Genomic DNA, 13,709 nt, shown 5'->3' on the forward strand with positions numbered 1-13,709 from the left:
GCGAAGGGGAATGGCGGGGTGGGGGTGGAGTTGCTCGCTTGCAGATAGCGTCATACGCTCCACATATGATACGATCCGTCAAAGGAACGGCGACACGCCAGTTTCTCGAAACCGGCAAGTCGAAGTTCTCGGGCCTCGACGCGGAACTGGCGCGCCAGCGTCTGGCGGAACTCGACAGCGCCGCCTCGCTCGACGATCTGCCGCCGCTGCGCAGCGTCGGGCTGCATAGGCTGTCGGGCGACCGCAAGGGCCAATGGGCGATCAAGGTCAATGGGCCGTGGCGAATCGCCTTTCGTTTCGAAGGCGGCGACGCCTTCGAGGTCGAGATCGTCGATTATCATTGAGGTCATTATGGCGAAGAAGGGCGAAGACGTCTTCGAAGCGCCGGTGGGCGGTTTCCGATTCGGGCCGATCCATCCGGGGCGCACGCTGGCGGCAGAACTCGAGGCGCGGGGCTTGAGCGCTCATGCGCTCGCGCTGAAACTGCGCGTGCCGGCCAATCGGATCGGCGAGATCGTCGCCGGCAAGCGCGGCGTGAGCGCGGAGACGGCGCTGCGGCTGGGACGCTACTTTGGAAACAGCGCGGCGTTTTGGATGAATTTGCAGACGAAATATGATCTCGAAGTCGCGGAGCGCGAATTCGGCGAACGCATCAAGGCGGAAGTCGAGGCGGCGTGATCGTCGCCTCGCGCGTTCAGAGCAATTCACGGCCGACTGGCGGCGAATTCATCTAGCCTTTGGTAGCCACAGAGGGATTCGAAGGCGCTTCCGACAGAAGCTCGTCGAGCGCGTAGCGGCGCTCGGCTTTCGGTGAATTGATCGGGTGGTCCGCCTTGCAGGGCGCGCGGTCGCGCTTTCGGCCTCGCGGGGCGGAGCCGTAACGGTCATAGGGCTTGGACATCAGCGACCCTCCGAGCCGGACCCGCCGGCAAGCTCACATCCCGCCCAAATGCTCCGCCACGGCGAAAATATCCTTGTCGCCGCGTCCGCACAGATTCATCACCATCAGATGATCCTGCGGCTTCTGCGGCGCCAGCTCCATGACCTTGGCCAGCGCATGCGATGGCTCCAGCGCGGGGATGATGCCCTCGAGCTTGGAGCAGAGCTGGAAGGCGGCGAGCGCCTCCTTGTCGGTGGCCGAGAGATAGGTCACGCGGCCGATATCGCGCAGCCAGGAATGCTCCGGGCCGATGCCCGGATAATCGAGGCCGGCGGAGATCGAATGGCCTTCGAGAATCTGGCCGTCGTCGTCCATCAGCAGATAGGTGCGATTGCCATGCAGCACGCCCGGCCGTCCGCCCGCCAGCGAGGCGGCGTGGCCGTTCTCGACGTCCAGGCCATGGCCGGCCGCTTCCACGCCGTAAATCTCGACCGAAGCGTCGTCGAGGAAGGGGTGGAACAGGCCGATGGCGTTGGAGCCGCCGCCGATGCAGGCGACCAGCGAATCGGGAAGCCGACCTTCCGCCTCGAGCATCTGCTCCTTCGCCTCATTGCCGATCACCGATTGGAAATCGCGCACCATGGCGGGGTAGGGATGCGGGCCGGCGGCGGTGCCGATGCAATAGAAAGTGTCGGAGACATTGGTCACCCAGTCGCGCAGCGCCTCGTTCATCGCATCTTTCAGCGTGCGCGCGCCGGACTGCACCGGGCGGACCTCGGCGCCCAGCATCTTCATGCGGAAGACATTGGGCTTTTGCCGCTCGACATCGACCGCGCCCATATAGACCACGCAATCGAGGCCGAAGCGCGCGCAGGCGGTGGCGGTGGCGACGCCATGCTGGCCGGCGCCGGTCTCGGCGATGATGCGCTTCTTGCCCATGCGGCGGGCGAGCAGAATCTGGCCGAGCACATTGTTGATCTTATGCGCGCCGGTGTGGTTCAGCTCGTCGCGCTTGAAGTAGATTTTGGCGCCGCCCTCGCCGCCGACCGCCGCCGTGAGGCCGCGCAAATATTCGGTCATGCGCTCGGCGTAATAGAGCGGGCTCGGACGGCCGACATAATGCTTCAGCAGACTGTCCAGCTCGGCCTGGAAGGAGGGGTCGGCCTTGGCCTCCCCATAGGCGCGCTCGAGGTCGAGGATCAGCGGCATCAAGGTCTCGGCGACGAAGCGGCCGCCGAACAGGCCGAAGCGGCCGTTCTCGTCCGGGCCGTTGCGGAAGGAATTGGGGGTCTGCTCGTTCACTGTCGGTCCTCCTCGCCTCGGCTGCGGCGCACTCTTAGACCCTCCGCCGCTCCGATGAAAGCGGCGTAGATCGTCAGACAGATGCGCCGCGCGCCGCCCCGACGAAGGCAGCGATCTTCGCCTCGTCCTTCACGCCGCGCTCGCGCTCCACGCCGGAGGACACATCCACCGCCGGCGCGCCGGTGAGCCGCAGCGCCTCCGCCACATTGGCGGGATCGAGGCCGCCGGAGAGCATCCAGTCGCCGCCGCTATAGCCGCGCATCAGCTGCCAATCGAAGACGGTCCCGGCCCCGCCGGGGACGGCGGCATTCGGCGCGGGCTTGGCGTCGAATAGGAGAATGTCGGCGACCTCTCGAAAGGCCGCAGCGCTGGCGACATCCGCGGCGCCGGCGACGCCGATCGCTTTGATGACCGGCAGGCGGAAGCGCGCCTTCACGGCGGCCACGCGCTCTTGCGTCTCTTTCCCATGCAATTGCAGAAGGTCCGGCGCGAGGGCGGCCACGATGGCGTCGAGCGTGGAATCGCCGGCGTCGACGGTGAGCGCCACCTTGCGGATGCGTCCCTGCGCGACCCGGCCGAGTTCTCGCGCCGTCTCGAGCGTGATGTGGCGCGGGCTCTTCTCGAAGAAGACGAAGCCGGCCATATCCGCGCCGGCGGCGATCGTGGCCTCGAGCGTCGGCAGGGTGGACAAGCCGCAGATTTTGACGATCACGCCGGCCAAGCTTCCCTCTCGCGCCTTCCGTAACGGGGCGGCGACCCTATCATGATCCGCTCGGGCCTGAAAAACGCCATATCCTCGAGGCGAAGTCGCCGCAGCCGGCGATCTCGGCCGCCGGTTTGCGCAGTCGAGCTTTCGTGTTAGACGGAACGTTCCGACGCTGTGTTTCTCGCGCGTCGAAGCCGGGCGGCCTCCGCGCCGCTCTGTCGAAGAGCCGGTCCCTGGAAGGAACAGCTTTCTTGTCCATTCCGCTTCGCTACATCATGTCGATCGGCGGCTATATCCTCCGCCAGCATCTCGCCGGTCGGAAGCGCTATCCGCTGGTGCTGATGCTCGAGCCGCTGTTTCGCTGCAATCTCGCTTGCGCCGGCTGCGGCAAGATCGACTATCCGGACCATATTCTCGACAAGCGCCTCTCGGCGCAGGACTGCCTCGCCTCGGTGGACGAATGCGGCGCGCCGGTCGTCGTCATCGCGGGCGGCGAGCCGCTGCTGCACAAGGAGCTGCCGCAGATTGTCGAAGGCATAATGGCGCGCAAGAAATTCGCCATCGTCTGCACCAATGCGCTGCTGCTCGCCAAAAAGATCGATCAATATAAGCCCAGCCCTTATTTCACCTGGTCGATCCATCTCGACGGCGACGAGGAGATGCATGATCGCGCGGTGAGCCAGACAGGCGTCTACAAGCGCGCCGTCGAGGCGATCAAGCTGGCGAAGTCCAAGGGCTTCCGCGTCACCATCAACAGCACCTTCTTCCAGGACGCCGATCCGGCCCGCGTCGCCGATTTCTTCGACGAGGTGAAGCGCATCGGCATAGACGGCATGACGGTGTCGCCGGGCTATGCCTATGAGCGCGCGCCCAATCAGGCGCATTTCCTCAATCGCGCCCGCACCAAGGAGCTGTTCCGCGGCATTCTGAAGCGCGGCCGCGGCGGACGCGACTGGGCCTTTGTGCAGTCGGGCCTGTTCCTCGACTTTTTGGCCGGCAATCAGAGCTACCATTGCACGCCCTGGGGCAATCCGGCGCGCACCGTCTTCGGCTGGCAGCGTCCCTGCTATCTTCTGGGCGAGGGCTATGTCCCGACCTTCAAGCAGCTGATGGACGAGACCGATTGGGACTCGTACGGCGTCGGCAATTACGAGAAATGCGCCGATTGCATGGTCCATTGCGGCTTCGAGGCCACGGCGGTGAAGGACGCCGTCGCGCGTCCGTGGAAGGCGGCGCTGGTCGCTCTGCGCGGCGTGAAGACGGAAGGCGATTTTGCGCCCGACATCTCGCTCGAGAATCAGCGGCCGGCGCAATATGTCTTCGACAAGAATATCGCGACGCTGTCAGAGCTCCGAGAGGCCGAGGCTAAGGAGCGGGCCGAGAAGACGCCCACAGCGGCCTAAGGTCGCCGAAGATTTGCGGAAGTCCAGACCGGCGAGAATGAGATCGCCGATCTGGCGCGGCTCGCGGGCGAGATCGCGAAACACAGCGCGGAAATCGACGCCGCCGTCCGGCGTGACGGCGGAGGTGGCCAGTGGCGGCAGCGCCCGCGCCGCCGGATCATTGACCACGCGCACCACGGCCAGCGGCAGGCGCCGGCGCTCGGCGAATTCCGCGGCGATATGCGTCTCCATATCGACGACGGCGGCGCCGGTCCTCTTGCGCAGCGCGGCTTTGGCCTTGGGGTCGAGCACGGGCGCCTCGACGCCGGCGATGACGCCCGAGACGATCTTGCCGCCCGAGGCGCCGAGACCTTCGCTCAATATGGACGACAGCTCGGCGCTCGTCTCATAGCGCTTGCTCTCGGCGACGACGGAAGCGCCGATGACGACGTCGCCCGGCCGCAGCGCAGGATCGAGCCCGCCCGCTATGCCGAAGCTGACGACGCCGGCGAGCGCGAAGCCCTGCGTGCGCTCGAGCGCAGCGCGCAGGCCCTCTGTGTCGGCGCCGCTGCAAATCGGCACCAGACCTTCGCCCTCGGCGCAGGCGCGCTCGCTGAGCAGCCCCGTGATGATGAGGAAGCGCGGGGGCTCCACCTCATCCGGGCCGTCCAAGCGACGATTAGAGTCCGGTCTGGACAATTTTGCTGTTGCCCCTTTCGAGGTTACGATAGCGCGCGAGCGCCCAGAGCGGGAAGAATTTCGCGTAGCCGTGATAGCGCAGATAGAAGACGCGCGGGAAGCCCGTGGCGGTGAAGCGCTCCTCCTTCCACAGCCCATCCGCATCCTGATTGGCCTGCAGATAGGCTATGCCGCGGGCGACCGCCGGATGGCCGACCTCGCCAGCCGCCATCAGCGCGAGCACGCCCCAGGCCGTCTGCGAGGGAGTGCTCGGCGCCTTCTCATAGCCGCGATAGTCGAGCTTATAGCTGTCTCCGTCCTCGCCCCAGCCGCCGTCCTCGTTCTGGATCGCGACGAGCCAATCGACGGCGCGGCGCATGGCGCGATGTTCCGGCTTCAGCCCGGCGGCGTTGAGCGCGCAGAGCGTCGACCAGGTGCCGTATATATAGTTCATTCCCCAGCGGCCGAACCAGCTGCCGTCCGGCTCCTGCTCGGCGAGGAGATAATCGACGCCGGCCTTCATGCAGGGGCTGGTCTCGATCGTGTCGCCGAGCTGCGCCAGCATGGAGACGCAGCGGGCCGAGACGTCCGAGGTCGGCGGATCGAGCAGCGCGCCATGATCGGCGAAAGGAATGTGGTTGAGATAATAATATTCATTGTCGGCGTCGAAGGCGCCCCAGCCGCCATTCTTGCTCTGCAGCCCCTCGACCCATTCGCGCGCGCGGGCGATGCGCTCGTCATAGGGACGCTCGGCGCTGCCGGCGTAGGAGCGATCCATCGCCGTCACCACCACGGCGGTGTCGTCGACATCGGGATAATAGGCGTTGGCGTATTGGAAGGCCCAGCCGCCGGGGCGCACATTCGGCCGCTGCACGGCCCAATCGCCCTTCACATCCAGCACTTGCAAGGGCGCGAGCCAATCGAGGCCGGCGCGGGCGCGCGCCTCCTCCTCCTCGCCGCCGACCTCGAGCAGCGTGTGGCAGGCGAGCGCCGTGTCCCACACGGGCGAGACGCAGGGCTGGCAATAGGCCTCGTCTTCCTTGACGACGAGCAGACGTTCGATCGATTCGCGCGCGAGCTTGATGCGCTCGTCATCGGCGGGGACGCCGAGAACCTCATACATCAGCAGGCTGTTGACCATGGCCGGGAAGATGGCGCCGAGACCGTCGACGCCGTTCAGCCGCGCGGTGACGAAAGCCTCCGCCGCTTTTATCGCGCGCTGGCGCGGGCCTTTGGGAAAATAAGGATCGGCGGCGCGCAGCAGCCTGTCGATCGCGCCGAAGATCGCGACCAGCGCCGGATGCTGATGCGCGCCGGTCGGCCATTTCTTCACCTCCTTCGGCGGGGTGGTGAAGAGCTCGCCGATATGCACGCCGAGCCGATTGACCGCCTGCGGCTTCAACGTCTGCAGCACCAGCAGCGGCACGAGGACGGTGCGGCCCCAATAGGAGATCTTGTCGATATGGAAGGGAAACCATTTCGGCAGCAGCATGATTTCCACCGGCATGGCCGGCACGCCGCGCCAGGGGATCTCGCCATAGAGCGCCAGCAGCGCGCGCGTGAAGACATTCGTGCGCGCCGCGCCGCCATGGCTGAGAATCGCCTCGCGCGCGCGTTTCATATGCGGCGCGTCTATGTCGTCGCCGATCATCTTCAGCGCGAAATAGGCCTTCACGCTGGCGCTCATATCGAGGGCGCCGTCGCGGAACAAAGGCCAGCCGCCATGCGCGCCCTGAATGCGGCGCAGATAGGCTGCGATCTTGCCCTCGAGCGCATGGTCGATCGGCTCGTCGCGGAAATGGCGCATCAGCACATATTCGGCGGGAATCGTGGCGTCGGCCTCGAGCTCGAAGCACCAATGGCCGTCGCCTCTGGCGAGCGCGCGCAGCGCGCCGGACGCGCGCGCGATGCTCTGGTCGAGCGCGTCATCGCGCTTCGGCTCGATCGCAAGGGCGACGGTCATATTTTCGCGCTCCTTCGCAGTTCGGTCATCACGATCCCTTCGTCTCTTTTTTCAAAAGAATGGTCTATCCGCGTCACAGACGCGCGACGCGCAGCGCCGGAGCCTCCGCGCCGCTCGGCGGCTTGACGACGATCTCGACGTCCTGCCCCAGCGCCACCAGAAAACGCAGCAGCCGCTCGACCGAGAATTGGCGCAAATCGCCGCGCAGCATTTTGGAGACGTCCGGCTGCTTGACGCCGAGCAGGCCCGCGGCCTCCACCTGCTTGAGGCCGCGCTCCTTCATCAGCCGGCCGATCTTGCCGATGAGCTGCGCTTTGAGCGCATTGTCCTCGCGCGCGCCAGCGGCGGTTTCGTCAGGCTCGGGCGCGTTCATGGGGTCCGGGTCCTCAAAAATGCGGGAGGGGCGCAGCGCGCACCATCAACTCTCTCCTACGGCTTCCGGCTGATTGGTTCGCGCGGCATTTGCCGCCTTCCTTCTCCCCGCTCGCGGGGAGAAGGGGAACGCGCCGAACCGTTCCGCCGGAAGTCGTATCAGAACCGGTTGGTATGGTGATTTGACCATATCGTCAAGCGCCGGATCAGGCTGGCTCATCGCTTGCTACCCGATTTCACGGGTCCGCTCCGGGTCGCACGGAGCGTGGATGTTTGTTCGAAAGGGATCAGCCCATGGACGATCTGTTTGTGATTTGTCGCACAGGCCACATAGAGGACGGTCAAGCCACCGGCTTCGTCCTGATGCGCGCCTATGAGAACGGCGACAGCAATCCGTGGCCGATCATCATCACGCGCAAAGGCAACAACTTCTACGGTTTCGAGAATTCCTGCCCGCATGAGCAGATGCGTCTCGACACTTCGCCCGGCAATTTCCTCGACGAGTCGGGCAATTTCCTCGAATGCGGGCAGCATCGCTCCCAATTCGACCTCGACACCGGCCATTGCTTCATCGGCCCGTGCCAGGGCGGGAAGCTGACGCCGCTTTCGCTCGTGATCGACGACGGCGACGTCTGCATCACCGGCGTGCTGCTGGCCGACGAATGAAGACGGGCGCCGCGCCCGAGAGAGGGGCTCGGGAAGCGAGCGCCCAAGCATAGCCTGGGACTGCGAAAACTGGGGACAGGAAGGATAACCCATGACGGACATGGCGGAACTGCAAAAGCGCAAGCAGCCTCTCAATCTGGCGATCGTCTATGTCGATCCCGACGCCTTCATCGCCAATTATGTGGGCTGGCTGGAGATCACGACCTTCATCACCGCGCTGCGCGCCGGCGATGTGACGGTTCCCGCCGACGGCGTCACGCCCAAGCTCACGGACCAGCAATTGAAGGCCGCCGCGGCGGTCACTTACGGCGGCGATGCGCTATTCGCCTTCTTCATGACGGCGGCGCTCAAGGGCGACAAGGCGGCGGCCGACAAGGTCGAGGCCGCGCTCGTCGAGAGCATGGGCAAGGATTTCCCCGGCGCGACCTCGCTGTGGAGCTTCCGCACGCCGATGGATCCGCCCATCAGCCTCGAGGATCATGTCGGCGCCGCCGGCAAGAAGCTGCTGCTCGGCGACATTCCGCCGCCGCCGCTGCGCGCCAAGGAGAATTGGAACACCGGCATTCGCTTCTTCGAGCAGGCGCGCAAATCCAATTTCGTCCATGAGATCATGTATCCGCTGGCGCTGTGGAGCCGTGAGCGCTGGACGGACACATTGGAGAAGGGCATCTCCTTCCTCACCCATATCGAGGACAATGTCCCCGTGCTGCGCGAAGTGCTCGAGGAAAAGCGCAATGATCAGGCATTCGTCGCCAATTTGCTGCTGAAATTGGCGCCGGCGATCGATCAAGAGCTGACCGAGGATATGGAGGGCTTTCTGCGCTCCCTCGCCCGCCGCAATTGAGCGGGCGTGGGCGCGGCGTATGACGTCCTGTCATACGCCGCCGCTAGCCTCGCCTACTCCCGATTCGCCGCCGGCGACGGGAGATGTGGGGAGGCCGTCATGAATAATTCGCCGCTGCTCGTCTCGGTGACGATAGAGCCCAAGCTCGAACGCGATTGGGAGGAGCTCGTCGAGGCGCTCGCGCGGCTGTCCGCCGGCGCGCCCGGACTGCGCGTCTCCGATCTGGATGTGATCGGCGGAACGCAGGCGCTGCTCGAGGCGGCGAGCGAGGAGGGGCTGCGAGACATTGTCGCGCGCTTCCAGGAGCTGTCGCCCGTCGAGGCGATCATCGGCCCGCCGCGCGTCGCCTATCGCGAGCGCCTGTCGCGGCGCCAGGAAATCGATTTCACCCATAAGCGGCCCGGCCAATACGCCCGCGTGAAGCTCGTCTTCGACACGGATGGCGCGGGCGGCGAGATTTTCGAGAATCGTGCGCCGGAGAGTTCCGTTCCGGCCGAATTCGTCGACGGGGTAGAGCGCGGCGTCGTCTCTGTGGTGGAGAGCGGCGTCATTCTCGGCCGGCCTGTCGTGGAGCTGAAAGCGGCTCTGGTGGACGGCGCCGGCCATGGCTCGGATTCATCGGTGCTGGCCTTCGAGATCGCCGCGCGCGCCGCGACGCGGGAGGCATTGGCCAAAAGCAGCGAATTGCTCGAGCCGATCATGAGCGTCGAGACAGTCGCGCCCAATGACATTGCGGAAGCGGTGATCGAGGATTTGCGCGGCCGGCGCGCGCAGGCTCTGAAGGCGGAGCAGGGCGACGAGACCACGCGGATCACGGCGACCGCGCCGCTCGCGGAATTGCTCGGCTATGGCGATGCGCTGAGCGCGCTGGCCAAAGGGCGCGCGAGCCATAATCTACGGTTCGGCCATTATGCGCCGATAGCGCCCGAGGACGATACGCCCTTCCGCCCCGCGGCGTCCGCCCGGCCCAGCGCCACGGCCTGACGATAAAGATACGCCGGCCCGTAAGCTCCGGGCCGGCGAAAGTCGATCAGCGCGAGTAGAACTCGATGACCAGGTTCGGCTCCATCGGCACCGGATAGGGCACTTCGGAGGGAAGCGGCACGCGCGAGAGCTTGGCCGTCATCTTCTGATGATCGACCTCGTAATATTCCGGCACGTCGCGCTCGGCGAGACCGACTGCCTCGAGGACGATGAGGATCTGCCTGGAGCTCTCCTTCACCTCGACGACGTCGCCCGGCTTCACGAGATAGGACGGAATGTTCACCCGGCGGCCATTCACCTTGATGTGGCCGTGGTTGATGAACTGCCGCGAGGCGAAGACGGTCGGCACGAATTTGGCGCGATAGACCACGGCGTCGAGACGGCGCTCGAGCAGGCCGATCAGATTGTCTCCCGAGTCGCCCTTCAGCCGGATGGCCTCCGCATAATATTTGCGGAACTGCTTCTCGGAGATGTTGCCGTAATAGCCCTTGAGCTTCTGCTTGGCCTTGAGCTGCGTGCCGAAGTCGGAGGGCTTGCCCTTGCGGCGCTGGCCGTGCTGGCCGGGGCCGTATTCGCGACGGTTCACCGGGCTCTTCGGGCGGCCCCAGATGTTCTGTCCGAGACGGCGATCGATTTTATATTTGGCTTCGGCGCGTTTCGTCACTTGCCGGCGTCCTCTTCCTTTTCGCAGCCTCGCAAAAGCGCGAAAACGAGACGCCGCGCCCGGCCTCGGTCAGAGGCGAGCGTCGCCGAACCACGTTCCCGCGCGACGAGGCATGCCTCTCGCGTCAAAAGAACGCGCCCTCCTCTGCCGGAAACCGGCCGACAGGCCGTTCAGGAACGGCCACGGGTGCGGGCCGGCGAAGGTTTCCCCGCGCCGGACCGGGGGTGATTATCCGCGTGAGCGGCGGAAGTCAAGAAAAAGGCCGGCTCGCGAAGCGCGGGCCGGCCGAAAAAGCGAAGCCGAGAGGCGGGGCTCAGGGCCACCAGATCGGCGCGATGCCGTCGCGATAGGGCAGAACCTCGAAGCGGCGGCGGTTCGGCAGCGTCTCCTGCATGAACCAGCTGCGCTGATTGTCCTCCATCGGCTGATAGGCGAAATAGGTGGCTTCCACCATGTAGCGATTGGTCGAGCCGACCGGGACGACCGGGCCGGGATCGAGCCAGCTGCGGCGCGGAACCACCAGCGGCTGGCGCACATAAGGGATGGGGCCGGTCGCCACGACGATTCCCTCCGCGGGAATGAAATGACGATGCGCGGAGCGATGCGTTTTGGCGAGCGCCTCGCCCGCCGTCGCGAGGGCGAGAAGGCAGGCGAGTCCGGCCGACAAACTGACGAAATGACGCATCCTCATCTCCTGATTCCGATATCGACAGGATCATAACCAATCACGTCGCCGGGCGATACCGGCCGTCGCGAATGGCGCCTCATGAAAGCTGAAAGCGGTCCGACGAAAGCGCCGGACCGCCCCTAGGTAGGCGCGCTCAGTGGCGCGCCGCGCGTTTTTTCGCGGCGGGCTTGGCGGGCTCGGCGTCGCTCGCGGGGGCGGGGGCGAGGCAGCCCGGCCCCTCCGTCTTGGGGAAGGAGCGGGCCAGCGCTTTGTTGTCGCCGGCGGGCAGATAATAGATGCGGTCGAGCAGGCAGCCCATGGCGCGGCGGTCGATCGGCTTGGCGCCGGCGCCGCAGGCGATGCCGGCGATCTCCATCGACAGGCTGGCGTTGACGAGGCGCATGGCGAGGCAGGTGCGCTCGCCCGCCGCCGCGGCCGCGACGCCGCCCTCGCGCAGCGACAATTTGATCTCCGCCGCCTCGAAGGCGCCGGCGCGCGTCACCAGCGGCGTCGGCTGGCCGATGCGGACGACGCCGAGACCGGCCTGGGCGGCGTGGCGCGCCACATCGAGGAAGAAGTCGGAATTGCCGAGCTTCTCGCCGGCGGGCTGCAGAATATCGAGCCGCAGATAGGGCCGGCCCGTGTCGAAGGCGCCGAAGGCGTGCGTTTCCTGGCGCCCGCCCGAAGGAAGCGGCTGATCGAAGGTGATCCGCGGATCCTTGTCGATCTCGGGCGCCTCGAGCCGGAAGGCGGCGACGCGTTCTGCGGCGGCCGCAGGCGCAGACGTGGACGCGTAGCTGGGCGCGGCGCTCGCCTTTGGCGCAGCGGCCGGCGCGGTCGCGGCCTCCTGCTGCGGCGTGCGGACGAAGGCGAGCGAGGCCAGCAGCACCAGAAGCGCCGCGACGCCCATCGACACTGCGGCGAGATTGCCGAGCGGACGCGCCCTCAGCGGGCCGGAGCCATAGGGGAGGTCATCGCCGGAAACCGACAAACTCATGACGCTACTCCAACCGCCCGTCTCGAGCGGGCTTTACACATTACGATCGGGCCAAATGTCCCGGAAAGGACTTATCTGGCCCTGAACATTGGCGTTAAGCGTAAACATTCCGTTGAACATAGTCGCGTTTTCGCTTTTCGACGCGCCGCGGGCGTGGTTGCGCGCGGCGCGCTGCGGCCTCGGGCCAAACTTCGGCCAAGAAGCTCCGAAAGAGAGAGGAGGTCAGATACGAAGATCAGCGCGACACGAGGTCGCTCTTACCCTGCAATATCGAGGAAATAGCATGAAGATTCTCGTAACGGCGGCCGTCGTCACCTTGGTCTCTTTTCCGGCATGCGCCGAAAAGGTCGCCGTCGGCTGCCAGCTGGTGTCTCAATACAGCGAAGATCAAGTCGGTTATCTTCTGGGCGAGGCGCGCTCGGTTATCGGCGATCAGGAGACCAATCGCATCTATGGGCATTACGTCAGCCTGCGCAGCGCCTGCCAATATGATGGCAACGCCACCCGCGTGGTAAATCTCCCGCCCGCCTTGCGCGATCTTCTCGCCCAGAACGGCGTCGACATTCGCCGTTTCGCGCGGCGGCTCTGACGCCTGCGCGTCAGTGACGGCGGCCGCGCTTCTTGGCGGCCGCGGCCCCTTGGATCTGCGCCTTGCAGGCGCGGCTGAGCCCGCCGATATTGGCCTTCAGGCAGCTTTCCACCGCCGCGGCGTCCGGCACGTAGCGCTCGCAGAATTTATAGGCGTCGTCCGTGCAGGCCGAGCGCTGGCGGGCCGACCCGCGCTGCGCGGCGTCGGCCGAGGCCGCGCAGATCAGCAAGAATGTGCAAGCCAAAAGCAGCCTCATTCCCGTCATCCTCCCTTTGTCTCCCAGCCGTGATGGCTCGGGACCGTCTCGGCGCCGAATTGCCATAATTACGATAGGCGCGACGGTCCGCGCGGCAATCGGCTCCTGCCTTCATCCTAAATAGGGCCGAAATTTTCTTCCGAAGGGCGGGGGCGGCTCAGGCGGGGCTTGAATTCGCCGCGCCGCACCTATTTAATAAGCATGCTCATCAAAAGCACTGCTATAGAAAGCGCGCCTAATGCCCTCGCCGCCGCCGACCACCTTCTGCTTTCTGCTGCATGATGCAGCACGGCTGATGCGCAAGCGGTTCGAGCAGAATGCCCGCGAATTAGGCCTGACGCGCGCGCAGACCCAGGCCCTGGCCTATCTGTCGCGCAATGAGGGCGTCAGCCAGTGCGTGCTCGCCGAAATGCTCGATCTCGAGCCGATCACGCTCGGCCGCACCGTCGATCGGCTGCAGGCGCTGGGCCTGGTGGAGCGCCGGCCGCACGAGACCGACCGGCGCGTCTGGCTGCTGTTCCTCACCGCGGCGGCTTGGCCGCTCATCGAGGCCATAGCGCCTATCTCCGAGGCGACCCGCCAGGAGGCGCTGGCCGGCGTCAGCGACGAGGACCGCGCGACATTGATGCGCGTGCTGGAGACGGCGCGCGGCAATCTGATCGAGAAAATGAGCTGCTCGACGAAAAAGCCGAAGGCGCGGAGCGCGGTCGGCTGATCGACGGTCCGGGATCGGACGAGGCGTAAGCGATGCGGACGGCG

General features: G+C 65.8%; 17 protein-coding genes. 8 read left to right on the top strand and 9 right to left on the bottom strand.

The annotated features are described in order from the left end of the window. Positions 1 to 65 precede the first annotated feature (65 nt). Positions 66 to 344: a type II toxin-antitoxin system RelE/ParE family toxin gene (locus tag A1351_RS20435; RefSeq protein ID WP_024878537.1), complete on the top strand. Its 279-nt coding sequence runs from the start codon at positions 66 to 68 to the stop codon at positions 342 to 344. Positions 345 to 351: 7 nt separating this feature from the next. After that, entirely contained in the window at positions 352 to 678 is a 327-nt protein-coding gene (locus A1351_RS20440) for a HigA family addiction module antitoxin (RefSeq protein WP_064033783.1), read from the top strand. A 256-nt stretch (positions 679 to 934) separates the two neighbouring features. On the opposite strand, the gene trpB is transcribed toward A1351_RS20440, so the two are convergent. Together trpB and A1351_RS20450 are read right to left on the bottom strand one after the other, a co-directional pair. Next, on the bottom strand, positions 935 to 2,182 hold the full coding sequence (gene trpB / locus A1351_RS20445; protein ID WP_064033784.1) for a tryptophan synthase subunit beta: 1,248 nt from the start codon (positions 2,180 to 2,182) through the stop codon (positions 935 to 937). A gap of 73 nt (positions 2,183 to 2,255) precedes the next feature. Continuing rightward, positions 2,256 to 2,903: a phosphoribosylanthranilate isomerase gene (locus tag A1351_RS20450; RefSeq protein ID WP_026600051.1), complete on the bottom strand. Its 648-nt coding sequence runs from the start codon at positions 2,901 to 2,903 to the stop codon at positions 2,256 to 2,258. A gap of 236 nt (positions 2,904 to 3,139) precedes the next feature. Between A1351_RS20450 and hpnH the strand changes: the two genes are divergently transcribed. Further along, the gene (gene hpnH / locus A1351_RS20455; RefSeq protein ID WP_026600052.1) at positions 3,140 to 4,291 is read left to right on the top strand and encodes an adenosyl-hopene transferase HpnH; all 1,152 of its coding nucleotides are present in this window, start codon (positions 3,140 to 3,142) and stop codon (positions 4,289 to 4,291) included. Here hpnH and A1351_RS20460 read toward each other — a convergent pair. From A1351_RS20460 to A1351_RS20470, 3 genes are all read right to left on the bottom strand, one after another. Further along, a complete protein-coding gene (locus A1351_RS20460) occupies positions 4,232 to 4,969 on the bottom strand; it encodes a phosphorylase (RefSeq protein WP_245291695.1) in 738 nt (245 codons plus the stop codon). The genes hpnH and A1351_RS20460 overlap by 60 nt on opposite strands. After that, positions 4,950 to 6,911 (bottom strand): squalene--hopene cyclase, encoded by a 1,962-nt coding sequence (gene shc / locus A1351_RS20465; RefSeq protein ID WP_064033785.1) that lies wholly within the window; start codon positions 6,909 to 6,911, stop codon positions 4,950 to 4,952. Before shc ends, A1351_RS20460 begins: the two co-directional genes overlap by 20 nt. Before the next feature lie 73 nt (positions 6,912 to 6,984). After that, positions 6,985 to 7,284 carry a helix-turn-helix domain-containing protein gene (locus A1351_RS20470; RefSeq protein WP_064033786.1) on the bottom strand — a complete coding sequence of 100 codons (300 nt, stop codon included), beginning with the start codon at positions 7,282 to 7,284 and terminating at the stop codon, positions 6,985 to 6,987. Positions 7,285 to 7,577: 293 nt separating this feature from the next. Here A1351_RS20470 and A1351_RS20475 point away from each other — a divergent pair, with 293 nt between their 5' ends. From A1351_RS20475 to A1351_RS20485, 3 genes are all read left to right on the top strand, one after another. Continuing rightward, positions 7,578 to 7,949, top strand: coding sequence for a Rieske 2Fe-2S domain-containing protein (locus tag A1351_RS20475; RefSeq protein WP_024878545.1), 372 nt, complete (start codon positions 7,578 to 7,580; stop codon positions 7,947 to 7,949). Positions 7,950 to 8,040: 91 nt separating this feature from the next. After that, positions 8,041 to 8,793, top strand: a complete 753-nt coding sequence (locus tag A1351_RS20480; protein WP_024878546.1) for a hypothetical protein — start codon at positions 8,041 to 8,043, stop codon at positions 8,791 to 8,793. A gap of 99 nt (positions 8,794 to 8,892) precedes the next feature. Continuing rightward, complete coding sequence (locus tag A1351_RS20485; RefSeq protein WP_024878547.1) at positions 8,893 to 9,777, top strand: hypothetical protein; 885 nt, start codon at positions 8,893 to 8,895, stop codon at positions 9,775 to 9,777. 46 nt (positions 9,778 to 9,823) lie between these two features. Here the strand turns inward: A1351_RS20485 and rpsD are convergent, their stop codons facing one another. The 3 genes from rpsD to A1351_RS20500 all read right to left on the bottom strand — a co-directional run bounded on the left by rpsD (position 9,824) and on the right by A1351_RS20500 (position 12,105). Further along, complete coding sequence (gene rpsD, locus A1351_RS20490; protein WP_064033787.1) at positions 9,824 to 10,441, bottom strand: 30S ribosomal protein S4; 618 nt, start codon at positions 10,439 to 10,441, stop codon at positions 9,824 to 9,826. Between the two features lie 313 nt (positions 10,442 to 10,754). Further along, the gene (locus A1351_RS20495) at positions 10,755 to 11,126 is read right to left on the bottom strand and encodes a hypothetical protein (RefSeq protein WP_024878549.1); all 372 of its coding nucleotides are present in this window, start codon (positions 11,124 to 11,126) and stop codon (positions 10,755 to 10,757) included. A 136-nt stretch (positions 11,127 to 11,262) separates the two neighbouring features. Further along, complete coding sequence (locus tag A1351_RS20500; RefSeq protein WP_024878550.1) at positions 11,263 to 12,105, bottom strand: hypothetical protein; 843 nt, start codon at positions 12,103 to 12,105, stop codon at positions 11,263 to 11,265. A 283-nt stretch (positions 12,106 to 12,388) separates the two neighbouring features. Here A1351_RS20500 and A1351_RS20505 point away from each other — a divergent pair, with 283 nt between their 5' ends. Beyond that, complete coding sequence (locus tag A1351_RS20505; RefSeq protein WP_024878551.1) at positions 12,389 to 12,694, top strand: hypothetical protein; 306 nt, start codon at positions 12,389 to 12,391, stop codon at positions 12,692 to 12,694. A gap of 10 nt (positions 12,695 to 12,704) precedes the next feature. Here the strand turns inward: A1351_RS20505 and A1351_RS20510 are convergent, their stop codons facing one another. Next, positions 12,705 to 12,950, bottom strand: coding sequence for a hypothetical protein (locus A1351_RS20510; RefSeq protein WP_018266875.1), 246 nt, complete (start codon positions 12,948 to 12,950; stop codon positions 12,705 to 12,707). A 238-nt stretch (positions 12,951 to 13,188) separates the two neighbouring features. Here A1351_RS20510 and A1351_RS20515 point away from each other — a divergent pair, with 238 nt between their 5' ends. Next, positions 13,189 to 13,665 (top strand): MarR family winged helix-turn-helix transcriptional regulator, encoded by a 477-nt coding sequence (locus A1351_RS20515; RefSeq protein WP_026600055.1) that lies wholly within the window; start codon positions 13,189 to 13,191, stop codon positions 13,663 to 13,665. Positions 13,666 to 13,709 lie beyond the last annotated feature (44 nt).

Origin of the sequence: Methylosinus sp. R-45379 (genome assembly GCF_001644125.1) — a bacterium.
GTDB lineage: Bacteria > Pseudomonadota > Alphaproteobacteria > Rhizobiales > Beijerinckiaceae > Methylosinus.

Coding starts and splice junctions, on each gene's coding strand:
- A1351_RS20485 (WP_024878547.1), top strand. CDS start 8,893: ATGAATAATTCGCCGCTGCTCGTCTCGGTGACGATAGAGCCCAAGCTC.
- A1351_RS20475 (WP_024878545.1), top strand. CDS start 7,578: ATGGACGATCTGTTTGTGATTTGTCGCACAGGCCACATAGAGGACGGT.
- A1351_RS20515 (WP_026600055.1), top strand. CDS start 13,189: ATGCCCTCGCCGCCGCCGACCACCTTCTGCTTTCTGCTGCATGATGCA.
- A1351_RS20470 (WP_064033786.1), bottom strand. CDS start 7,284: ATGAACGCGCCCGAGCCTGACGAAACCGCCGCTGGCGCGCGCGAGGAC.
- A1351_RS20435 (WP_024878537.1), top strand. CDS start 66: ATGATACGATCCGTCAAAGGAACGGCGACACGCCAGTTTCTCGAAACC.
- shc (WP_064033785.1), bottom strand. CDS start 6,911: ATGACCGTCGCCCTTGCGATCGAGCCGAAGCGCGATGACGCGCTCGAC.
- A1351_RS20495 (WP_024878549.1), bottom strand. CDS start 11,126: ATGCGTCATTTCGTCAGTTTGTCGGCCGGACTCGCCTGCCTTCTCGCC.
- A1351_RS20480 (WP_024878546.1), top strand. CDS start 8,041: ATGACGGACATGGCGGAACTGCAAAAGCGCAAGCAGCCTCTCAATCTG.
- A1351_RS20510 (WP_018266875.1), bottom strand. CDS start 12,950: ATGAGGCTGCTTTTGGCTTGCACATTCTTGCTGATCTGCGCGGCCTCG.
- A1351_RS20505 (WP_024878551.1), top strand. CDS start 12,389: ATGAAGATTCTCGTAACGGCGGCCGTCGTCACCTTGGTCTCTTTTCCG.
- A1351_RS20500 (WP_024878550.1), bottom strand. CDS start 12,105: ATGAGTTTGTCGGTTTCCGGCGATGACCTCCCCTATGGCTCCGGCCCG.
- A1351_RS20440 (WP_064033783.1), top strand. CDS start 352: ATGGCGAAGAAGGGCGAAGACGTCTTCGAAGCGCCGGTGGGCGGTTTC.